20 protein-coding genes are annotated in these 22858 nt (G+C 48.5%); 7 read left to right on the forward strand and 13 right to left on the reverse strand.

Going from position 1 to position 22858, the window contains the following annotated elements; all coding sequences use genetic code 11:
- From MJX74_RS02235 to MJX74_RS02250, 4 genes are all read left to right on the forward strand, one after another.
- Positions 1-1008, forward strand: a complete 1008-nt coding sequence (locus tag MJX74_RS02235) for a LacI family DNA-binding transcriptional regulator (protein ID WP_240220506.1) — start codon at positions 1-3, stop codon at positions 1006-1008.
- 62 nt (positions 1009-1070) lie between these two features.
- Complete coding sequence (locus MJX74_RS02240; RefSeq protein WP_240220508.1) at positions 1071-2519, forward strand: coniferyl aldehyde dehydrogenase; 1449 nt, start codon at positions 1071-1073, stop codon at positions 2517-2519.
- Positions 2520-2628: 109 nt separating this feature from the next.
- The gene (locus MJX74_RS02245; protein ID WP_240220510.1) at positions 2629-3108 is read left to right on the forward strand and encodes a hypothetical protein; all 480 of its coding nucleotides are present in this window, start codon (positions 2629-2631) and stop codon (positions 3106-3108) included.
- Between the two features lie 47 nt (positions 3109-3155).
- Positions 3156-4283, forward strand: coding sequence for a hypothetical protein (locus tag MJX74_RS02250; protein ID WP_240220512.1), 1128 nt, complete (start codon positions 3156-3158; stop codon positions 4281-4283).
- 693 nt (positions 4284-4976) lie between these two features.
- Here the strand turns inward: MJX74_RS02250 and dgt are convergent.
- The 12 genes from dgt to MJX74_RS02310 all read right to left on the reverse strand — a co-directional run bounded on the left by dgt (position 4977) and on the right by MJX74_RS02310 (position 18313).
- Positions 4977-6431 carry a dGTPase gene (dgt, locus tag MJX74_RS02255; RefSeq protein WP_240220515.1) on the reverse strand — a complete coding sequence of 485 codons (1455 nt, stop codon included), beginning with the start codon at positions 6429-6431 and terminating at the stop codon, positions 4977-4979.
- A gap of 13 nt (positions 6432-6444) precedes the next feature.
- Positions 6445-7110, reverse strand: a complete 666-nt coding sequence (gene hxpB / locus MJX74_RS02260) for a hexitol phosphatase HxpB (protein WP_240220517.1) — start codon at positions 7108-7110, stop codon at positions 6445-6447.
- Positions 7111-7212: 102 nt separating this feature from the next.
- Entirely contained in the window at positions 7213-8460 is a 1248-nt protein-coding gene (locus MJX74_RS02265) for a DUF3526 domain-containing protein (RefSeq protein ID WP_240220519.1), read from the reverse strand.
- Positions 8457-9905: an ABC transporter permease gene (locus MJX74_RS02270; protein WP_240220522.1), complete on the reverse strand. Its 1449-nt coding sequence runs from the start codon at positions 9903-9905 to the stop codon at positions 8457-8459. The genes MJX74_RS02265 and MJX74_RS02270 overlap by 4 nt, the downstream gene beginning before the upstream one ends.
- Positions 9898-10563: an ABC transporter ATP-binding protein gene (locus MJX74_RS02275; RefSeq protein WP_240220524.1), complete on the reverse strand. Its 666-nt coding sequence runs from the start codon at positions 10561-10563 to the stop codon at positions 9898-9900. The genes MJX74_RS02270 and MJX74_RS02275 overlap by 8 nt, the downstream gene beginning before the upstream one ends.
- 118 nt (positions 10564-10681) lie before the next feature.
- Positions 10682-12805 (reverse strand): TonB-dependent siderophore receptor, encoded by a 2124-nt coding sequence (locus tag MJX74_RS02280; RefSeq protein ID WP_240220526.1) that lies wholly within the window; start codon positions 12803-12805, stop codon positions 10682-10684.
- A gap of 173 nt (positions 12806-12978) precedes the next feature.
- Positions 12979-13689, reverse strand: coding sequence for an SDR family NAD(P)-dependent oxidoreductase (locus tag MJX74_RS02285; protein ID WP_240220528.1), 711 nt, complete (start codon positions 13687-13689; stop codon positions 12979-12981).
- Positions 13686-14660: an NAD(P)/FAD-dependent oxidoreductase gene (locus tag MJX74_RS02290; protein ID WP_240220530.1), complete on the reverse strand. Its 975-nt coding sequence runs from the start codon at positions 14658-14660 to the stop codon at positions 13686-13688. The genes MJX74_RS02285 and MJX74_RS02290 overlap by 4 nt, the downstream gene beginning before the upstream one ends.
- A gap of 65 nt (positions 14661-14725) precedes the next feature.
- Complete coding sequence (locus MJX74_RS02295; protein WP_240220532.1) at positions 14726-15202, reverse strand: hypothetical protein; 477 nt, start codon at positions 15200-15202, stop codon at positions 14726-14728.
- A complete protein-coding gene (locus MJX74_RS02300) occupies positions 15192-16346 on the reverse strand; it encodes a PepSY-associated TM helix domain-containing protein (protein WP_240220533.1) in 1155 nt (384 codons plus the stop codon). The genes MJX74_RS02295 and MJX74_RS02300 overlap by 11 nt, the downstream gene beginning before the upstream one ends.
- A 142-nt stretch (positions 16347-16488) precedes the next feature.
- Positions 16489-17796 (reverse strand): short-chain fatty acid transporter, encoded by a 1308-nt coding sequence (locus tag MJX74_RS02305; RefSeq protein WP_240220534.1) that lies wholly within the window; start codon positions 17794-17796, stop codon positions 16489-16491.
- Between the two features lie 118 nt (positions 17797-17914).
- On the reverse strand, positions 17915-18313 hold the full coding sequence (locus MJX74_RS02310) for a DUF4168 domain-containing protein (RefSeq protein ID WP_240220535.1): 399 nt from the start codon (positions 18311-18313) through the stop codon (positions 17915-17917).
- Between the two features lie 169 nt (positions 18314-18482).
- On the opposite strand from MJX74_RS02310, the gene MJX74_RS02315 reads away from it, so the two are divergent.
- From MJX74_RS02315 to MJX74_RS02325, 3 genes are read left to right on the forward strand one after another with little or no spacing between them, the layout of a single operon-like run.
- Positions 18483-19982 carry a sensor histidine kinase gene (locus MJX74_RS02315; RefSeq protein ID WP_240220536.1) on the forward strand — a complete coding sequence of 500 codons (1500 nt, stop codon included), beginning with the start codon at positions 18483-18485 and terminating at the stop codon, positions 19980-19982.
- Positions 19979-21349, forward strand: a complete 1371-nt coding sequence (locus tag MJX74_RS02320; protein WP_240220537.1) for a sigma-54-dependent transcriptional regulator — start codon at positions 19979-19981, stop codon at positions 21347-21349. The genes MJX74_RS02315 and MJX74_RS02320 overlap by 4 nt, the downstream gene beginning before the upstream one ends.
- Positions 21346-22173 (forward strand): kinase, encoded by an 828-nt coding sequence (locus tag MJX74_RS02325; RefSeq protein WP_240220538.1) that lies wholly within the window; start codon positions 21346-21348, stop codon positions 22171-22173. The genes MJX74_RS02320 and MJX74_RS02325 overlap by 4 nt, the downstream gene beginning before the upstream one ends.
- A gap of 219 nt (positions 22174-22392) precedes the next feature.
- Here the strand turns inward: MJX74_RS02325 and MJX74_RS02330 are convergent, their stop codons facing one another.
- Positions 22393-22857 (reverse strand): hypothetical protein, encoded by a 465-nt coding sequence (locus MJX74_RS02330; protein ID WP_240220540.1) that lies wholly within the window; start codon positions 22855-22857, stop codon positions 22393-22395.
- Position 22858 lies beyond the last annotated feature (1 nt).

Consider the following 22858-nt stretch of genomic DNA (forward strand, 5'->3'; position numbering starts at 1 on the left):
ATGGCAACCATTTACCAAGTATCAGAATTAGCCGGGGTATCGCTGGCGACAGTATCCCGGGTAATGAATAATAACGCCCGTGTCAGCGAAGCCACCCGCAATAAAGTGCTGGCGGCAATGGAGCAACTGGGCTACCGGCCCAATTCTATTGCGCAATCGCTGGCGTCAAACCGCTCTAACAGCGTGGGTATTCTGGTATCAGAGCTACATGGCCCTTTTTATGGTGAAATGCTAAGCGGCATTGAGAACGAATGCCGCGCAGCTGGTAAGCACGTTATTATTGCTGCCGGCCACAGCGAAGAAGCCAGTGAAAAAGACGGTATTGAGTTTTTAATCAGCCGTAGCTGTGATGCGCTGATTTTGCATGTTGAAGCGGTATCCGACGACTATCTGATTAAACTGGCAAGTGGCAACATGCCAATAGTGCTGATTAACCGTTTTATTCCGCGACTGGCAAATAATTGCATCAGTCTGGATAACGAGCTGGGCGGTTATCTGGCGACAAAGCAATTACTGCAGCAAGGCCATAAGCAACTGGCCTATATGGCTGGGCCAATGTGGAAAAGCGATGCCAAAGAACGCTACAACGGCCACTTACGCGCCATGACAGAGCATGGCCTGAGTTTTAACCCGGCCTTACTGGCCGAAGGTGATTTTCAGGACAGCAGCGGCAGCGCCTGTATGCAACAGTTGCTGGCTAAAGGCTTACCATTTACGGCACTGGTATGCGCCAACGATGAAATGGCAGCCGGCGCGATGGAAGTAGCACGCACCCACGGCCTGAATGTGCCGTACGACTTATCCATCGTCGGTTTTGATAACCTGATCCTGGCACGCTACATTTACCCCAAACTTACCACTATTGACTACCCAATCGGCGAAATGGGCCGTATGGCAGCACGCTGGGTACTAAAAAATATTTACCAGCAACAGGCGCTACAGTTAAAGAATGTATTTGAGCCGGTGCTGGTATGCCGTGATTCGGCCAGCGCTATTGCTGCGGGTTAACTGCAGCCAATGGGCTGAACCCGGGCGCTTAACGGGTTTTTGTTATTTTTTTGGAGTTTGCTATGCATCTGCCCGCTGATAATAGCGCAGAAACCCACCCCTCTTTTTCGCTGTTTGCCGAGGCTTTGACACTGCAGCGCCAGGCTTATCATGCCAACCCAGTGCCTGGTTACCAGCAGCGCCTTGCCGATTTAACTGCGCTGGCGGCACTGGTAAGCGACAACGAAACTGCGCTGGTTGACGCGGTAAATGCTGATTACGGCAGCCGTTGCCGGTTTGAAACCCGCTTTTCTGAAATTTTAATGGTGCTGGAAGATATTAGCCGCACGAAAAAACAGCTGAAAAAATGGCTTAAGCCACAGCGGCGTCACATTGACCGTTTATTGTTTCCAACCTCAAGCTGCAAAGTGCTGCCACAACCGCTGGGCGTGGTTGGCGTAATTGTACCGTGGAACTTCCCAATCATGCTGGCACTGTCGCCACTGGTCGCCATTTTTGCTGCCGGTAACCGCGCCATGGTAAAAATGTCGGAGAACTCCGGCCAGCTGGCACAGTTGTTAATTGAGCTGACGCCAAAATACTTTGCGTCCGACAAACTGCAGTTTTTTACCGACAACGACGGCAGCGGCCCGGCCTTTTCAGCACAGCCGTTTGATCATCTGTTTTTTACCGGCTCTGCGCAAACCGGCAAAGCTGTTATGGCCAGCGCCGCAAAAAACCTGACCCCGGTAACCCTGGAGTTGGGCGGGAAATCGCCCGCTGTTATCGCGCCGGATTTCCCGCTACAAAAAGCTGCCGATCGCATTTTATGGGCCAAGGCGTTTAATGCCGGGCAAATTTGTACCAATGTCGATTATCTGTTTTTACCGCACGGCAGCGAGCAAACCTTTAGCGAGCTGGCGTTAAAGCTGGTGGCACAGCGTTACCCCGACATTAACCATAACGATTACACAGCTATTATTGACCAGCGCGCTTACCAGCGCCTACAGCACACGCTGGACGATGCCATTGCTAAAGGTGCCACTGCGGTAAACCTGATGCCGGGCCAAACTACAGCAGCGGGGCTGCGAAAATTTCCGCTTACACTGTTGTTTAATGTTACCGACGATATGCTGGTGATGCAGCGTGAAATTTTCGGCCCGTTGCTGCCGGTAAAAACCTACCGCGATAAAACCGACGTAGTTAACTATATTAACGCTAAACCAAGGCCACTGGCATTTTACCCGTTTAGTTATGATAAAGCGCTGCAGCAATTTTATCTTGAACAAGTCATGTCGGGTGGCGTAACGGTTAATCACGCTATTTTGCATGTCAGCCAGCACGACTTACCCTTTGGTGGCATTGGCCAAAGTGGCATGGGGCACTATCACGGCTACGAAGGTTTTATTACCTTTTCCAAACTGCGGCCGGTGTTTTATCAGGGCGCCTTTAACAGCGTCAGCATGTTGCTGCCGCCCTATGGCAAGCTGGCTACTAAAATAACAGACTGGCTGATTAAATTTAAAAGCTGAGCATGAAGCAACATGCAAATGACAGAAACCGCTATGCTGCGCTTCAAGTTTCGTAATTTCAGGTTGTGCTGGTAGTGCGTCAGCGCGCGTATCAACGACTTGTAATAACATGGAATGTGAAACTTCTGCGGGAGCTGAGGTTACGGTAAACTTTAAGATCGATCACGAAGGGAATCAGCGAAAAGAACTCTATGCATACGTCAACGACGAACTGATTGAACTAGATTTTAGCCAATTCGGCATAAACTACACCGGGCAAAATGCGTTTGTAACCAACAAACCAGGGCAGGTGACAGTTATTCTTAAGTCATTCGGCAATGAAGTTGCGAGGAAAACTTTTGCCTACCTCATTGACACTCAAAGCAGTGCAAAATTTACAAACCCTTCTGCAGTAAAATCATGGGTTTTAACTTACGATAGCATTGATGAATTTAGTGCAGAGATCGTAGATATCGAGCCAAATTTTGGTGGAACTTCAGGGGGTATTACTACCGCAGTGCAATATTCAGGAAATACACTTGCGGCTTCTACATACTCGTATCGTAGCGGCAATATCGGTGGTGGTGGCGCAGAGCAAGTAGATAGGTAAAATGCCAGCTTGGCGGAAGCACCGCCAAGCTCTTCGAGAGGTACTTAATGTTAAAAAAAATTTTATTACTCTTAGCTCTGTGCCCTTTTTGTATATATGCTAATTATAGTTACGAATATTATAAAGATGGGCGTGAAACACTAAAAAGCAGCAACATCGGAAATAAAAAATCAATAAATATTGAAAATTGCTATAATTTAAAAGACGAAAATATTAGCGTTAGTATTGATTGTGATATTAATAGAATTGACTATGAACAGTATGCGAAATTAACTCACGATGCTTTTTTTAAACTCAGACGAACAGCAAAAGAATCACAAGGCTTTGACTATTACTCACTATATGGTAGGAATTACTGCCTTATTATTGTCGACAAAAATAAGAGTTATGATCTAGAAGCAGATATTAATCCCTGCATAACTATTTACATTCCAGTTAATGCTGCCTTTAATGAAAGTTCAAAATATAGCATTGCTACTGGACTAGCTTCATTGATGCATGAAAATTTCCATATACTGTACCCCCCTTTCAAGGGTAACTCTGAACTCAGCGATCTTTTAGTTAATGAGTATGCTGCAAGCCTGATAACGCTGAATTCATATCGAATACTAAACAGAGCCTTAGACATTCCATTCGAAGGTAGGTGGACCAATTCGCTTGCTGAGCAATTTTTGTTAAACCCGAACATGAATGATTACTGCACTAATTTTTCAATTTTAAGAAAGAAAAATAAAAAAATAGGTACGAACTTTGACAGTATGATGGGGGGAGTACTTGCTCACATTTTTTCTAGTGAGGTAGTAAAAGATCCTACTCTGTTAAAGTTATATATACATGAAGAAATAAATTCTCTATTTAAACAAAAAGTTAGCGGAAACATGCTTCTTCACAGGCTCGGGTTATGTGGTAAACCTGCGGTAATTCATGAAAATATAACTAAGGCGCTATTACCTACAAAAGTGATGGAGGAGCAGCTGGCTGAATTATTTGGCTATAATTTCTATCTATTGTCAGGCAGGGACTACTCACAAAACGATATCGAGAGTTTTTGTGCTGATGCGGTATATAAAAATAGTTGTAAAATAGCTTATGTAAGAAATGCCAATCTAAGTGATGATAGAAGCCTTGATTCTGTTTCCAAATTTTACAATAACGCTAACGGTAAATTTTTTTAAGCAAAGACTTTAGATATGTTGATAATGAATTAAATGTTGTCATTGATACAGGAGCTAGTTCTAACGTTTTTTCTAGGAAAAAAATTTCTTGCGTAACTGATGATACCAAAGAAATAAAAACTCTTTCTGGAAAAACTGAGCAAGTTTTTAAGTGCGTAGACAGCTATGCTGTAGGTGAAATTTGGGTAAAGGATAACCAAGATGATAACGTACTATCTTTAAGATCATCTTTAATTCGTTATAACCCGTTAGCATTTAACACTTCGGGAATTAGCATTGAGAATATCAAAGGAGATATTTTTCCTTTTATATACTACCAAGGGATTATCACTTTTCTGGCTGAAGACGGAATGAGTTACTGTTTTGACACTGGCAGCCGTTTTTCATACTTAACTAAGCGATATCAGGAAAGATTTTTATTTTACCCTTGGTTTGCCAACTCTGATGAACTTGAAAATATAGAGATTAACAATCGGGTGTATAGTTTTATCAATGTCAGGATTGGATCTGGCTTATATAGAGTCAGATCTAATATGATTGTTGGTGTCCCGCATTGTGATATTATCATCGGTGCAGATTTAGCCAATGTGTTTGACTTTATAAGTGTGAGTAGGAGCAATCTAATCATTTCTCGCAAGGACAGCTCTTCTACACAAAATTGGTATTAACCTAGGAACTGAATCTTAGGGAAAGTTACTGGTGGCAATGCACCAGTGTCTGGTACTCGTCAAACGCAAAATGGTCGGTCATACCGCTGATAAAATCCTGCAATAAACGGCAGCGGTAATACAACTCAAGCGCGTTGTCGTCCGGGGCTAATTGCGCCACTGCCAGTTGGTACGCCGCCAGATGTTTATTTGGCAGCCGGTGTGCCAGCCGTTGCTGTTGGGCTAAATGATAACCGTCGCTTTGTAACACAGCGTCAAACTCAGCCCGCGATAACAGCAATAACGGCTGATAACTGCCAAGCAAACCGGCAATAATACGAAAGCCCTGCAATTCCAATGTTTCTACCTCGGGCTGGTTAAACACAAACTGGCGGGCAACCTGCTTAAAGGCACTGGTAATGGCATGATACTGGCTGCCATCTTCCAGCAGAGCACGATTTAAACTGCCGTCATACACCGCCGTAATATTGCTGATAAACTGGTTTGCTGCATGGCGAACCAATGGGTGTATCATCATGACGCGCAGCCTGATAAAAAAGGCCGAAACAGAATTTACCGGCTCAGCCTCAGCGGTGTCCAGCGCGGCTTTAATCAGTGCCGAAAAGCTGGCGCTGCCACCACGCTGGGTAGTAATTAAACGGCCGCTGGGCTCAAGCTCAGTAAAGGCAATGTTAAGCTGGTGAGCCAGTTCTTTGAGGCTGAATAAGCCTTTTTCTACTGCATCTTCAATATCAGCCAGGCAATACGAAATGTCGTCTGCTGCCTCCATAATATACGTCAGCGGATGGCGACAACCCGGCGCGGTACCAAGCGCTTGCCACAGTTGCTCAACAAAAGGCTGCTCAGAAAAATAATATCCCGGCTTTTTTTGCAAATAGCTAAGGCTGCACTGCTTATCGGGTTTAGTGGCGGTGGCGCAGCGGGTGTATTTTAAAATACAGGCGGTTTGCGCATAGGTCAGGTTCATACGCTGTAAACTGTGCACCAGCCGGATGGCCTGGGCATTACCTTCAAACTGTGCCAATTCAGTAGTTAAAGTACGCCAAAGCGCGTTGTTTTCCAGCTTATGCTGTTTGGTTAGTTCAGGCAGTATTTGGCTAAACCAGGTATTAATGGCGCTTTCACCACTGTGGCCAAATGGTGGGTTACCGACATCGTGCAGCAGGCAGGCCATTTCAACCAACGACTCTATCGGCCGCTCCAATTCTGTCAGGCCATATTGTTCCAGTTGCTCCGGTGTCAGGCTGCGAAAAATAGTCTGCACAATAAAACGACCGCTTTGTTGCACTTCCAGCGAATGGGTTAACCGGCTGCGCACTGCGGCGTTGCGCTCCAGCGGGAATACCTGGGTTTTCTGCTGTAAACGCCGTACGGCGGCAGAGTGAATAATGCGGCCCCGGTCACTCTCCAAGGCACTTTGTAAATCGGCTGCGCTACTTTGCAACTGCCTGCTTGCTGTTATTTTGCTGTAAAAATCCATACTTGCTCCAGAGCTACCGGCTATTTACCCGCAGTGACAATTGTTGATAGTCAAACTCAGTAAAACAGCGGATTTTATGATCAGCAATATCAAATTTACTATGATGCCATTCATGCTCTGCCGGTATGGCAACCACTGTCATACCGGCTGCTTTGGCGGCCGTAACGCCAGCGAAGGAGTCTTCAAACACCAGGCAATGTTGTGGCGCAACACCCAGTTTAGCCGCTGCCAACAGATAAATTTCCGGTGCCGGTTTACCTTGTTTTACCAGCTCAATATGACAGCGGGCCTGAAAATAATGCGCGATATTCAGCCGTTGCAAGGTAATGTCAAGCAGCAATTGCGGCGAGTTAGTGGCCACGGCGATCTTCAGCGCCGCTTGCTCAAGTTGCTGTAGCAGTGCAGGCAAACCGGTTTTGGCCACACCGCCTTGCTTTACGCCGTTGGCAACAAACTGGATAATCTGTTGCTCTACCTGCAGTGGTGTAAACGTTGGCCAGGGCTGATTCTGATACCAATGCGCAATGACGCTGGCGGTAGTTAACCCGGTGCTTTGCAACCGTGGTGGTTTAGTGAAATCCACCCCCAAGCCGCCCAGAATGGCCTGCTCGGCCTGATGCCATAACGGCTCTGAATCGATCAGCACACCGTCCATATCGAAAATAACTGCCTGAAACACCACGCCTCCGGATTTGCCGCACTAAAACAGCAGCATAACATGCAGTAATTAACTTTACTGCTGACTTTAAGCTTAAGCGGCAATGCGCCGCCAGTCTCTGTATCAGGGTTTAAAGACTGGCCGGGCGTCCAGAACTTCAGCGTGGTATTTATCGTCACTGAACAGCAGCGGGTAATAAAAATGACGCAGTTGGGCGTGAAAATCTCTGACTTTTTGCTCATAGCGCCATGCCGCTTTCGCGTCTGTGTGCGCCCAATCGGTAAGAGTTCTTTGCAGTAAGGTTGCCGGTGATAACCATGCGACCCAACCCGCTGCCCGATATTTATCTTCTGCTGTTTGCTGATAAGCCTGCGCTAATGGCTTGGCCGCTTCATCACCCAGTTGCTGAAAGGCGTAATACCATTTCCATTCAAACAGCGATTTTACCTGCGTTTTGTCAGCCCACTCAGGGTGAGAGACCACAAAAGCCTGCATGGTTGTTTCAATAGGAATATCCCAGGCATCATTTACCGCCTCACGCTGGGTCATCAGAATATCGCCGCCTTGCGGGCCATGAAAGCCTTTATCAATTGCGACATTAGCAACAGCAGGAATAATAAAGGTGGTTAATAACCAAAAGCCGATTAAAAACGAAGCCAGTACCGGGGCAGAAAAGCTAAAACGTGCCACCCAATAACACAGTAATGACCATAGCAGAATATAAACCAGTGCTATAAATATAACCGATAGTATTAACCCGGCAGAGACGCCATTGAATATAGCGCCTGCGATAAAAGGCAGCACAAGTGCTAACCACAGCGTCAGTACAACAACTACGGCCCGTAATGGCCACAAGCTATAGCCCGTGCGCGCAGTAATAGATAAAAAGTCTAACCGACCGGCAGCCCGTTCGCTGGCCCGTAAATCATGTAGCAACAATATAAGCAGTAGTGGCGCAATCACGGCGATTACAAAAGTAAAATCAATACGGCCAACCATTGCCAGTTCAGGGTTTTGGGTATCAGACTCATGAATTTGCCCCTCAATTGCCAGCATGCGGATACGATGTTTCCACGGGTAAACATCACGTACGCCTGCAGCTGCAAAGGCCAGTGAAGATGGCGGCGCATAAGTCAGGTGGAAAGTATAATAAGCAAGGAGACCCGCCTCATCATAGCGCTTTGTTACACCGGCTTGATCCAGCTCATCTGCTTTTTGCATACGCTCAATGGTGGCATGTTGCTGCGCGACTTCCACACTGCCGGTCCACACAGAAAATAAAGCCAGTAAAAAACCAACCAAAAGCACTAAAGCGACGCTCTTCTTGTGTAAAACAAATCTGGTTTCACGGCAAATGTCTAACCAACTCATATACGTCTACCTGCAAATAAAATAAATCCCACCACAATAGCCATGGCACAAAATAGCTGTAACAACGCCATAAGACTGTTTGCAAAAAGTTGCGTTGGCGCTAATGGTGTAAAATGAAATTCATCCAGTATTTGCCAGTTAGCTGAGCTGACAGTCGCCTCTTTCTGCGCTTGCTGGCTGGCATATCTGTTTGCATCTTGCGCGTAGCTAAGCCCTTCAGCGTGCAGCGTGTTCAGCGATTGCACAAAGTCAAAGCGTATTGCTTCTGCCTTGCGCAGGAAACGCTGGTAGTTCTCCAAATCGGTGCCGGCCAGTTTCATTGAGGCGGTTTGAATGGCAATAACCGGTGATAACCAGCCAAATTTGCGGGCAATATCAGCCTGAGCTTGCTCAATTTGCATTTTTTGCTCGGCAAATTTGTTCAAAACGTCTGTATGCTGCGACTCTGAATAGCGTGATACCACACCTCTGAAATTAACAGGCAACTCTTCCACTGTCGTAACATTATATTGCGCTAAAAGATTGTCTTTCAGCGCCTTAAAAGCAGGATCGTTAGCATTGTGCCCGTCCCCTGTGTCACGAATACTTTGTAGCACAGCGAAATCGGTTTCCAGTTTACCCTGCGAGGCCAGAGCAACACTGGCAGTGTTGCCGGCAATTCTCGGCAGGATAAGACACATGAGGATCCAAACCGCCATTAAGCCACTAAAACTGGTGCTGTTAGAGGATGCCAAAGCAGAAACAGCCAGCACGATGCCGCACCAAATAGCCAGATACAGCAGATAGGCGAAGACAAAAGCCACCACAGGTAACAGCGCGGCACCGTTTAACAGCGTCAATAGTGCCCCCACAACAAGCGGGGCAAGTATTAACAGGCCCGCACCGGCCAGCGCCACAGCTTTACCCAGAATAAGTGTTAGCGGTGACACCCCCTGCACCTTAAGAAAATCCAGGGTGCCGGCCTCACGCTCACGGGTCATAACGCCGAAGCCCAGTACAATAAGCAGCAGCGGGGTGAGTACTTGCATGACATACGCCGGGGTGAGTTTACCGAGCCAGGTTAAGCCACTGCTTTGCTTTTGCTCGGCAAAGGTCGCGCTGTTTTGCTGATGCCCCTCAAGAAAAATGGCATTACCGGTAAACGCATCGATACCCGGATCTAATGTACTTAACGGTGGCGGTGAGCGAAATAAGTAATGACCATAGTGGATCATGCGGTGTGGATGGCGGTCTGGCTGTGCCTCAAACACCTGCGTCGCATCAGATTGCATATGCTGACGCTTTTCAGCCGTTGCGGTAATGGCGGCTTGCGTTACCCAAACCGAGGCAATTGCTAACACTAGTGCAATCAGCAACACGGTTTGCGCCAAACTGGAACGTCGCCAGTAGCGCCACTCGTCTTTGGCGATTGCTAATACCTTACTACCCATTACCGCGCTACTCATTCCGCGCCCCTGCAGTGAACGCTTTGTGCACGACCTCAGAGTCGATATTGCCGTGTTCGGGCGCGTCGAACATGCCAACAATTTCTCCGTTATGCAGTAAACCAATGCGGTCAGCTACATGGCAGGCACCATAAACATCGTGAGTTACCATAAAAATAGTAGAGCCCTGCGCGGCCAACTGTTTTACTAAACGATTGAATTCATCAATAGCAACAGGGTCCAGGCCAGATGTGGGTTCATCTAAAAACAAAATGGGCGCTTCACGCAGCAATGCCAGGGCAATTGCTGTTTTTTGCCGCATGCCTTTTGAATAACCAGCCAGTGCTGAATTCCAGGATGCTTCCTGCAATGCAACACGCTGTAAAGCTTCAGCAATATCGCCAGCTGTCTTCTGCTTGCCAGACAATGATAAAAAATATTTTATATTTTCAATCGCCGTTAAATGGCCGTACAGCATGACAGACTCAGGCAAGTACGCGACTTTTTGCCGAACGACATCCGGTTGCTGGTGCACATTAACCCCTGCCAATGACACAGAGCCAGATGATGGCGTCATAAGACCAAGAAAGGTTTTGATGGTAGTTGATTTACCTGCGCCATTACCGCCCAGCAGCGCCATTACTTCGCCTTTTCGGGCACTAAAAGAAACATTCTTCAATATTTGCTTTTCTTTGACGTTAACGCATAAATTTGAAGCACTTATAACCAGTTCCTGCATTTTAAATCGTCCCGAAATTCAATAAAAAATATTACATGTAGTGGGGGAAGCCTTAACTTCAGAACTGATATTTCACACTAACACTGTAGTTTACCGGCGAACCCGGAAGGTTCCATAACTTATGGTAAGAGTTCTCAATGTATGCTTCGTTAAACAGGTTGTTTACATCAAACTTCAGGCTAAGCTGTTGGCTTAAATCGACAGACGCTGCCAGGTTAACCAGGGTATATGCAGGCAAAATGTAGTTCGCATCGGTTGTTTCACCCACGCGGTCACCAACGTGGCGTACAGTTACAGCAAAAAAAGCGTCTTTGGCTAATACCTGAGTAAAGTGATTCACAGAAATATAGCCAGAGTGTTTAGCGATATTTATTAACCGTGAGCCTTTAGGAATAGGTACACCCCACTCGAGATTGGTTGCCTCTTTAGCTGTTTTTGCGTCAACGTAGGCATAGCCCAGGTCGATACTGGTGCTTGTCGTCAGGCTGGTCGTTAGCTGAAATTCAATTCCCTGACTTGCTACTTCACCTAAGGTTGCTGAAAAATTGGAGTTTGGTACAGCCGTCAACATATTGGTTTTTTCTGCATCGAAAATAGCAACACTACCTGAGAAACGTCCGGCGAGATTTTGCCATTTAGCACCGATTTCAAAAGAGCTGGTTTCCTCAGGAGCAAAGGCATTTCTGTCAGAATCCAGCCCCGGGTTGGGTCTGAAGCCTTCAGCATAACTGGTGTACAAATTCACACTGTCGTTAATTTCATAAACAAAGCCGGCCCGTGGTGTAAATTGTGTTTTATCCTGGCTTTGAGATACTCCACTGATTCTATTGAAAATATCTTGCTCAAACCGATCTACCCGAAAACCAAGTAGTAACTTCGTTCTCTCTGTCAGCTCAATTAAGTCCTGGGCATAAAAACCTAAGCCTTGCTGTTTTTCATCCGTCAGTGTTGCCGGTAACACGTCCGGGCGGAAGATGGTGTAATCAGGATTATTCGGGTCAATGCTATAGGTTGTATCGCCAGATCCCCAGACTGTTCGCCACAATCTGTAATCAGTGTCCAGGTTATAATTGTAATAATCTACGCCGACCAATACGTTATTCACAATACCGGCAAGCTGGATGTTACCACTTAGCTCAAAACGTAAAGACAGATCCCGTGCCTGATAATCCCGCTCTCTGCGTTGTCTTGATAAACGATTGGGATCAGTTAACAGCAACTGCCTGCCATCTGATAACTCTGTATCTGAAGATTGCCCCTTCATGGATGAATCTCTGTAGGCAAAACCGGTTAACAGGTGCCAATCCTGACTCAGTGTATGATTTAAGATCAATTGATGACCAAAGGCTTTAACTTCGTGGGCACGGTCCCGAATATCACCATAAAAATCTTCAGGATTGGCCGCGTCGAAATCGTTATCTAAAATATAAACACCGCGATCCAGTGGTTTTTCCTGATCAAGAATTTCCATCTCGTAGCTGAGACTGGTCTGGTCAGAAATGTTCCAGATAAAAGAGGGGTTTAGGTTTAGATTTTTAAAGAAAACATGATCCCGGTGTGTATCAGAATCTTCATAAGCCCCCGTAATACGGTAAGCACTGACATCGTTAAGGCCATTGGTGTAGTCAAATTCCAGTACTTTCTTGTTGTAATTTCCTACTGTTGCCTGAAGGTAACCCTGCTCATCGAACAGGGGTTTCTTGGTGATCACATTGATGGTACCACCAGGCTCTCCCTGGCCGTATAGCGCAGAACCGGGCCCTTTCATGACTTCAATGGTTTCAATATTTACCGTACTTCTGTTGCCGCTATAGCCGCGTACGTTAAAACCGTTGATTAAGTAACCAGTTGGATTGGATTCATCGCCGGAAAAACCGCGGATAGCAAAGCTATCAAACATACCACCAGAGTTGTTTTGTCGAACGATAGATGCAGAAAAGTCTAAGGCGTCACTAAGACGGGTAATGCCCTCGTTTTCTAATTTATCAACACTAATGCGATCGATGGCTTGCGGCGTATCAATAAGTGGTACATTGCCGCGATAAGGCTGCCAGTGTTTTTTAACTTCAATATGCTCAATACCGGCATTAGCCTCTTGATGCTCAATAGCATTATTGCCGGTATTTTGTGCTGCTGCACTGGTAGAGATAGCGAGTAACGAAAATAAGAACCGCTTTTTCATGAGTTTTACATTGCTTGGGTGAAGTGATTGGCAAATGTTATAACATAACAATATCCACCGCAATGAAAGTGCGTAAAACTTGAGATATGAAGCAGGTAGTAAGCGTTGAACTCTTAAATCTTTATAGCCACTTTGGTGGATTTTGGGCTAATTGGCTTTGTTGTAACCGCTGATTACCATGGCAATGTGGTGCCGTCCCAGTTAAGTAACTGGCCGGTTTTGTCTGCACTCAGCCCGGCGGCCACACGTGCCAGCCGCTGTGCAGTCGCAGCCGCGGTTTGTAATTGCCCCTGAGGTAAATTTTGCTGAAAAGGTTCTGACAATGAGGTGTCTGTGGTGCCGGGGTGAATACTCACTATCGCAGCGGTTTTATTTAGCCTGCCCACCTCAATACTGAGGTTTTTTATCAACATATTCAGCGCTGCTTTGGTCATTCGGTAACTATACCAGCCGCCAAGGGCGTTATCACTGATACTGCCCACTTTAGCGCTAAGTGCCAGCACGCGCACATCGGCTTGCTTGCTAAGGTAGGGGAATAACAGTTTAAGGTATAAAGCCGGTACCTGCACATTAGTTAAAAAACGTTCAGCCAGGATGGCAGTATCCAACTGGCGAATGGTTTTTTCCGGCATAGCTTTGTCGTCGTGCAATACGCCATTACAAATGAAGATGGTATCCGGCTGATACAGCAATGCCTGCTTTACCACCTGTGCGCTGTGTTCTTCCGATAGCAACGGGGCTTGCAGCCAGTGCATGCCAGCGTTGCCGACACTATTATTTTGCCGGCTTATTGTACAAACACTGGCGCCGCTATCTGCGTAATGCCGGGCCAGCGCCAAACCTATGCCTTTACTGGCGCCAATAACCAACACAGACTGCGTCATAGCGTTAACTCCTCTGCCAATTGCACGCCACTTAACCAGGCGTTTTCTACCCGGCCACCGTTAAGCCAGTCTCCGGCCAGCCCCAGCGCTAATGCCGGTAAATATATTGCGCCAGCTACCGGAAACTCAGCTGCCTGCTGGGCATAACGCCAGCGATGGCAAAGGGTTGTTACCGCATTTATTGGCTGCCCGCTTATCTGCTGTAAGGCTATAACAGCCTGCTCAGCTATGACTTCAGTGCTGGCTTCAAGATGTTGGGCTGAAAACGCCGGGCTGAAATGCAACAGCCAGTGCTCTGCACTGCAACGCCCCGGTTTGGAGGCTTGCCGGGCCAGCCAGCTGAGAGGGTGGTTTTTAACAAAAATAGCGTCATAAGGCAGGAAAGGTTGCTCAAGCTGAATATTTACCGCCCAGCATGGCAACAGCGCCGTAGCGGCAAATAGTGTTGTCAGCCGGGCACTTTGTGTCAGAACAGGCTGTAATAACTGCTGCGCCTGCTGCTGTGGTATCGCCAGCACCAGTTGGCTAAAGCTGCCAAGCGCAATACCCTTACTGAACAGTTGCCAATACTTACCATCAAATTGCAGCTGATCTATCTGGCAATTGCACTGCAGGTGAATGTTATTCAGTAACTGCACCACCGGCGCCTGCATAGCAGGCTGGCCAATATAGCGTTCGGTATTATCCGGTGATGGCATGAGGTTACCGCCATCAAACACAGCCAAACGGCCATTCCAGCGGCTAATAGTGTCTGTTTGCAGCCATTTATCACACTGCGCCCGAAAAGCGTCGCTACGGGCAGTAAAATACTGCGCACCTAAATCCAGGTAACCCTGCTCAGTGCGCTTGCTGCTCATACGCCCGCCGGCACTGCGGCCTTTATCAAACACCACCACATCATGCCCCTGCTGCGTAAGTGCAGCGGCACAGGCGGCGCCGGCGATACCTGCGCCAATAATTGCTATTGTCACCCTTTACTACCTGTGGTTTGTTTGGCATGCCACAGGTTACGCGCCAACACTGCGGCGCGATCAGGCTATGGCAGAATTTTGGGCAGTAATTCCGGTGGTAGCTCCCAGCTGCTGGTCAGCAGTTCACCCTGCCAGGTTTCAATAGTAAGCCAAAGTTTATCCGTGGCACTAAACTGCTTTGGCGCTATCGCATGTACATGCAGGCCATGTTCACTGCCATGTAATATGCCTTCATCACCTTGTTGCAGTGTGGCAAGTGGCAACGCTGAGGGGCCAATATTCACGTATCCCTGGCGGATAGTATTAACATCGCCTTGCTTAAACATCAGCAAAAAATCTTTTACAAACTCTTCGTGGTGCGCATAAGGCTGCTTTAAATCAAACGGCATTGGCGTTATAACGTAAGGGCCAACAGCTTGCTCGCTCCAGGCTGGCGGGAATACCGGCGTTAACGAGTCATACAAAAACCAGAACGGCAATATCAGCAGCAAACCGCTTAACTTAAATTTATTACGCTGCCAAAAGCTGTTTTTAAACGCCATCTTTGGCCTCCGTTAACAGGTTGTTGTCGGTGCTGCGCCGCTCTCTGGCCGCTTTCACGGTGCGGCTGCCCCACATCATAAAACCGGTAATCGACATACCACTTAATATCAGGCCAAACACAAACCACAATAATTTCGTCCAGATCCCACCCAGAGTGCCATAGTGCAGCGGGTCGGCAATATGCATTACCGTTTGCAGTGCTGTCATGGTTTCTGGTGATTTGGCTTTGGCAATTTCGCCGGTCCAGGGGTTAATATTCAGATGATACGAATACTGATCATAGAAAATATGGTCGCCACCGCCCACCAGCGTATACATACCGCGGTTATGCTCTGGCAGCATCAGGTAGCTTGGCTGAAAATCCGGGAAGCGCTGCTGTGTTATCTGCATTGCCGCAGCGAAATCGACCTTAGGTGCTTGTTGTTCTGTCGGTAAGTCATGAATGGCGACAATAGGATCATGCGGCTCGATATCAATATCGGCGTGCCACAGCACTGCCTGCACCAGATACCACACCCCGGTGGCACTCATCACCAATAAAAACCAGATAGACCATACCCCGGCTAAACGGTGTAAGTCGGTCAGGATAGTTTTTTTCCCCTGATTCAGCCGCAATTTGGGCTGGGTAAAAGCACGCCAGAAGTTTTTATAGATAATCAGGCCGGTAATTAAGGCCCCCAGCATTACTATTGCCATGGCACACACCAGATAATAGCCAACGCTGTAGCCGTTTTGCCACGGAAACAGCAACCAGCCGTGCAGGCTGCGCATAAAATTAATAAAGGTTATGCCTTGATTAACCTCCTGAATTTCGCCGGTGTACTGATTAACGTAGGCAATGGCCATTGGCTTATCGTGATCAGTAAACATCACGCCATTTACCAGGTAGGGTTCAAACGCCACAACCATGGTAATTGCTGCCGTAGGATGTGCCTGCTGCACTATTTCTACCAGTTCTGCGGTGGGTTTGGCTGGCAGGTTGTCAGGATTTGTTGCACGCGATGCCGGGTTGGTTAGCCAGGTAAGTTCATGACTTAATACAGCAACCGTGCCGCTTAAACAAACAAAGCAAAACACCAACCAGATCGGCAGCGAAAACCAGCCATGCAACTGAAACCAAAAACGATTACTGAGTTTTGCCATCTTTTAGTGCCTGTGTACCTTACATCAAGCCACATATATTAATGTTAATAGGAATCCTTATCAACCGCTATTGTGATTGATATCGATTATCATTTATAAATATTAAACCAGAAGTAAATTGAGCTGAGCTGACCCTGCCAGCTCAGACAAAGCTTAATACCAGACTGATAATTACCCCGGTAATAACCAGTTGTACCAGACAAAAGCCCATAATATCTTTAGCTTTTAAACCCGCAATGGCCAATACCGGCAAAGCCCAAAACGGCTGAATAAGGTTGGTCCAGGCATCGCCCCAGGCCACGGCCATGGCAATGCGGCTAACATCAGCACCCAACTCCAGCGCCGCCGGCAGCATTACCGGTGCCTGCACTGCCCACTGGCCGCCGCCTGAAGGTACAAAGATATTCACAATACCGGCGCTGATAAAGCTCCAGAACGCCAGTGATTCGGCGCTGGCAAAGCTGATAAACCACTGCGACATACTTTGTGCCAGGCCTGATTGCACCATAATAGCCATAATGCCGGCATAAAACGGAAACTGAATAACAATGCCGGCACCGCCGGCTATCGCCTGTTGCAGGCTGTGCAGCAAACGTCTTGGTGTGCCGTGCAGTACTATGGCAAGAAATAAAAATAAGAAGTTAACGATATTCAGGTTCAATGTGCCGCCTTTGGCAAAGTATTGCACTAAGTAGGCAATACCGGCAAAGCCGACCAACAACGCCAGCACCAGGCTGTTTTCCAGCTTATCAGCCGGCCGCGCACTGCCGGTATCCAGCGGCTGAGCAGGCTGCAGCTTGGCCGGGTCAACATACACACTGTCGCCTTTGGCCGGTAACATCAGATAATTCACCAGCGGTACGGCGATAAACAGCAGTGCGACTAACAGCAGATTAAAACCGGCAAAAATGGTTTCGCTGGTGGGAATAATGCCAATTTGCGCTTCGCTGAAATGATTTGGTGTGGCGATAGTCAGCGGCACTGAGCCAGCCAGGCCGCCATGCCACACCACAAAACCGGAATAGGCGCTGGCCACCAGCAGGCGGTAATCTACTTTGATGCGCCGCGCTAAGGCTTTGGCAAATAAAGCGCCGACTACTAATCCAAAACCCCAGTTTAACCAACTGGCAATTAATGAGATCACCGTTACCAGCACTATCGCCTGGCCGGCGGTTTTTGCCAGTGCGGCAAGGCGGTTTAATATAGCCGTGATCAACGGCGTATTGGCCAGCATAAAGCCGGTAATCAGTACCAGCAGCATCTGCATGGAAAAACCGAGTAAGCCCCAGAAGCCATCACCCCAATAGCCTATAACGGCCAGCGGGCTTTGTTGCTCAAACAGCACTGCTGCGGCAAACACCACTATGCTGAGTAGTAACACAAAGATGTAGGGATCGGGCAGGTAGCGTTCAACCAGTTTAACAAGGGGTTTAGCTGCGGCGTTTAACATGGCAACTCACTGAATCAACAGAATGTTGCACTTAGCCTAACGCGAAAAGTGAAAGGTTGCCAGCCAGTCGGATCAGCTCCGGCCTGGCTGGCAGGTTTACCCAGCGGTTCTGCCTGGCTTAACCCTTGTTTGACGCAGGGGTTTTCGCCATAGCGAGAATTTTGTTACGCAGGGCTTCATCCTGCTGAGCCTGTTGGGCGATGGCATTGTATTCATCAGCAGTTAAACCCGCCGCTTCCACCGCTTTTACCATTTCAGCCTGTGCTTCTTGCTGCACTTGCTGGGCTTGCTCCGGCGTTTCAGCTGCCTGGAACTTACTTTCATACTCTGAGCCAACTTTCTGGATGGAATCCATAGCTACACTGAACTTCAGCAAATTAGCGTCACTCAAATCTACCGCACTTTGCTGCGTAGCTGCTGCAGCCTGAGTAGGCGTCTCTGTAGCAGTTTGTTGTGCCAACGCTGCACCAGACAGGGTAAGACCAGCCAGAATGGCGGCTAAATAAGTTTTACGCATAAAGAGTCTCCTCTGATAACAATTCATTATTACTGTTGCAATGTTACTATTGCCAGTTGCGTGCCAATTTTTAAGCTGTTGAATTTAATGAATTATATTTAAATGGCGACTTGAGATTCGGCTATACCGCTAAGTTTATGTATACTTATTACACACCAAAGGAGACATTGTGACAAAACTATCCAGTTTACTACGCTGGCCTCAAGGCAGCTTACAGCGCAGCTTGTTCTGCTATGTGGTTTTACCTATGTTATTGCTGTGTGGCCTGGCCATCCGCTTTGGCCTTAGCTTTACCCACGACATGGTAAGCCAGAGCCTGCGCAGCGATCTGGAGCTAATCGGCCGGGCCATTCGTACCCCGGTAAGTGACGCCCTGCTCAGTGGCGATGGCAATGCTATACTGGCAAATCTGGAATCGGTGTTTGCCATCAATGAAATTTATGGTGCTGCGGTTTATAACACCAGTGGCAGGCTGGTAGCCTCGACCGGGCTGGCAGAAACTGATTTAACCCGCTCACTGGCGGCCTCGGAAGCCGTGCGTACCGGCGAGCAGCAGGAATCTTATAGTGTGGTATCCGGCTGGCAGTTATATTCGCAGTTTATGCCGGTAACCGATCGCAGTGGCCGTATTCATGGCCTGCTGCAAATTACCCGCCGCGCCAGTGACTTTGAGCAATCATTAACCCATTTGTCCCGTCTGGCTTGGCTTAGCTGGGGCGCGCTGGCGCTGCTCAGTTTTTTAATTATCCGCTTTGGCCATAACAAGGCCATTGGCCGCTATTTATGGCAGCTGCAGGGCAGTATGCGCCGGGTGGCGCAAGGCGAGTTGCAACACCGGGCTGTGCTGTCTGGCCCGGCCGAGTTTCAGGAAGTCGGCCATGGTTTAAACGCCATGCTAGACAGCATGCAGCAGGCCGAGCATCAGCTGCGCCAGCAGCAGCTGCAACAACAACTGCTGACCCAGCAATTAAAAGAACAGGAAAAAATGGCGGTAATAGGTCAGTTGGTAAGTGGCGTAGCGCATGAGCTTGGCGCTCCGCTCACGGTAATTGATGGCCGTGTACAACGCGTACTGCGCGAGCACAACGATAAAGACACCGAGCGACAGTTGCAGGCCGTACGTAATCAGGTGTCGCGCTTAAGCACACTGGTACGGCAATTACAGGCATTTGCTTATACGCCGGTGGCCCAGCGCCAGCCGCTGTCAGTAGCCGAATTATTACAACAGGCCATTCACAGCCTCAGTTTTGAGTTGCAGGCCGAAGATACACAGCCGCAGTTGCAACAGCCGTGCCCGAAAGTAACGCTGTATGGTGACGCGGGCCGGCTTGAACTGGCGTTGGTGAATTTACTGCGTAATGCGGTGCAGGCGGCAACCAGCAGTGTATTGGTGCAGGTGGAAGCAAATGCCGGCGAGCTGGCCATTAGTGTGCTGGATGATGGCGCCGGTTTACCGCCGCAATTTAGTACCGAACAGCTGTTATCACCGTTTGTGTCTACCAAAGCGCAGGGCCGCGGTACCGGGCTGGGGCTGGCCATAGTGCAGCAAATTGTGCTGGAGCATCAGGGTAAACTGTTGTTGTCGAACCGGCCAGAAGGCGGCGGTTGTGTGCGTATAACCCTGCCGTTACAGGCAGAAATAGCAGCTAAACCGGAGGCCAATGTATGAAAAACGCCTCACCGTACCGTATTGCAGTAGTAGAGGACGACCCGGCACTGCTGGAGCTATTGCAAGAAGAGTTAACCAGCCATGGCTATCAGATAGCAGCCTGTGACAGTGCCGAAGCCTTACTGACGCAACTGGAAGATTTAACGCCTGATCTGGTAATAAGCGATATCCGCCTGCCAGGTATTGATGGTATGGCACTGTTGCAACGTTTGCGCCAGCAACCTAAACCACCGGCACTGCTTTTAATCACCGCTTTTGGCACCGTACGCCAGGCCGTGGCTGCCCTAAAACAGGGTGCCGATGACTTTCTTACCAAACCACTGGATTTAGAACATCTGCTGCTTAGTGTTGAGCGCTTACTGGCGCATAAGGCGCTGCAACAGGAAGTGCAACAATACCGCCAGAGCAGCCAGCAAGGGCCGGGTGGTATGATCGGCCAAAGCCGTGCCATGCGCCGTTTATACCAGCAAACTGAGCGCATAGCCAAAGCGCAGGGCGCAGTATTAATTCTGGGTGAAAGCGGCAGCGGTAAAGAGCTGGTAGCGCAGGCACTGCACCAGCAAAGTGACCGCGCCAGCAAGCCCTTTATTGCGATAAATTGTGCCGGCATTCCGGCCGAACTGATGGAAAGTGAATTTTTCGGCCACGCCGCTGGCGCCTACACCGGTGCCAGAGGTAGCCGCGCCGGGCTATTTAAACAGGCCGATGGTGGCACTCTGTTGCTGGACGAAATAGCCGAAATGCCGCTGCTGTTGCAGGCCAAATTATTGCGCGTATTGCAGGAAGGCCGCATGCGGCCGGTGGGTGGCGATGACGAAGTAGCGGTTGATGTACGCATTATTGCCGCCACGCATCAGAATTTAGAACAGCTGGTTGAAGCCAGCCAGTTTCGCGCCGATTTATTCTTCCGGCTGGAAACCTTTACGCTGAATATACCGCCGCTGCGCGAGCGTGCCGACGATCTGGAGCTGCTGGCGCAGCATTTTCTGGCGCAGTTAAAGCAAAAACAACCGGCGAATGTACACAGTATCAGCAGCGATGCACTGGATTGTCTGTACCGTTATCCGTTTCCGGGCAACGTGCGCGAGCTGCAAAATGCGCTGGAGCGGGCTTATACCTTTGCCAGCAGCCATGAAATAACCCCCGACGACTTACCCGAGCGTATTGTCAGCTATCAGGGCAAACCGGCGGTGCCGCAGCAAGCCAGTGACACCAGCTGGCCCAGCCTGCAGCAGGTACAACACAACTATATGCGTCAGGTATTGCAGCATACCAATGGCAATAAGCAACAAGCGGCAGAAATGCTCGGCATTACCCGCCGCACGCTGTATCGCTGGCTGGAAGAACAACAGGCCGGGCAACAATGAGCCAACTTAACGCATGTTTACAACAGCTGCAGCTTAATACAGATGCAGAGCAGGCTTACCGGCAAATGCTGCAGCAACTCTTCAGCGCACTGCAGAATATGCCGCACCCGGTGGTTATCGGTATCAGCGGTGCTCAGGGTAGCGGCAAAAGTACGCTGGCCACTATGCTGACGCAGATGTTTAATGCAACAGGCTGCAGCGCTGCCGCCGTATCGCTGGACGATTACTACCTGAGCAAAGCACAGCGCCGGCAACTGGCAGAAGATATTCACCCCCTGCTGGCACAACGCGGTGTACCGGGTACGCAAAATATTACGCAGGCACTGGCCGATGCCAGAGCGGTGATGGCCGGCGAGCCGGTAGCATTGCCGCAATTTGATAAAGCCCTGGATGAGCCTGCGGCTACCTTACCGGCACAAACACTGGATATTCTCATTGTTGAAGGCTGGTGCCTGGGTGTAACGGCGCAGGCTGAAGCAGAACTGACGACACCGGTTAACGAGTTGGAAGCACACGAGGATAGCAGCGGCCGCTGGAGGCATTATGTAAACCAGCAACTGGCCTGGCCTTACGCAGAATATTGGCGGTTACTAGCACCACTGATTTGGCTACAGGCACCCAGCTGGGATTGCGTATGCCGCTGGCGTGCCAAGCAAGAGCAACAGCTGTGGCAAAGCCGTGGTAAAGGCATGACAGAAGCCGAACTGGCGCGGTTTATGTTGCCGTTTCAGCGCTTAACCCAAGCCAGCTGGCAGCAGCTACCCAGCACTGCCGATCATATTATCCGGTTAGATCAGCAACAACAGCCTTTGTTGGTGGTGTGAATTATCAGGCTACAGCATTAGTAGTGGCACTGGCCCGGATTGCCAGGCCCGCTGCTCCACGCTGATCACTTCTACCGGACAAGCCTGCGCGGCCTGCTGGTGGTTCTGCTCATTTCAGGTGATTGCCAACAACCGGAAGTCGATTAAATCTCAAACAAAATCCGGTTGTTTTATCCACCCCAACCATGCGAACGGTATGAACGGGACATCACACAAAAGTTAACCTTGTATTACATTACCTGCAACCAGCCTTATTTGATCAGAACTTTCGCAATACGCTATAAAGTCTTGAGTAGTCTCTGGGGGAGGACTGTCAAAACTCACGTAACCAAACTTACCACCAACTAATTTGGAGAGTCTTTTGAGCCAAGCTTCCCTATCACCATCTTCAACCGCAATACCAGCTATTAATCCTCCGTCTGCTGTATAGAAAACCATCGCGTTTTTTACTTCAGCGCTATCAGTGGCACCCCAATATAATGAGTACGACTCATTTTTATTATCGTCCAATACAACCATTAAATCATAAATATCATCATAGACATGCTCAGGTTCATCATCATATTCTGGATAGGGATAATCTTCTGCTGAAGTATCCCTATTGGGAAGAAGTTTATCTAAAAACTCCAAAACCAACTTTTTGGATCTTTCTTTGCAAAGGATGTAGATCTCTATAATTTCCATT

It is taken from the genome of Rheinheimera hassiensis, from assembly GCF_022436675.1.
Lineage (GTDB): Bacteria > Pseudomonadota > Gammaproteobacteria > Enterobacterales > Alteromonadaceae > Alishewanella > Alishewanella hassiensis.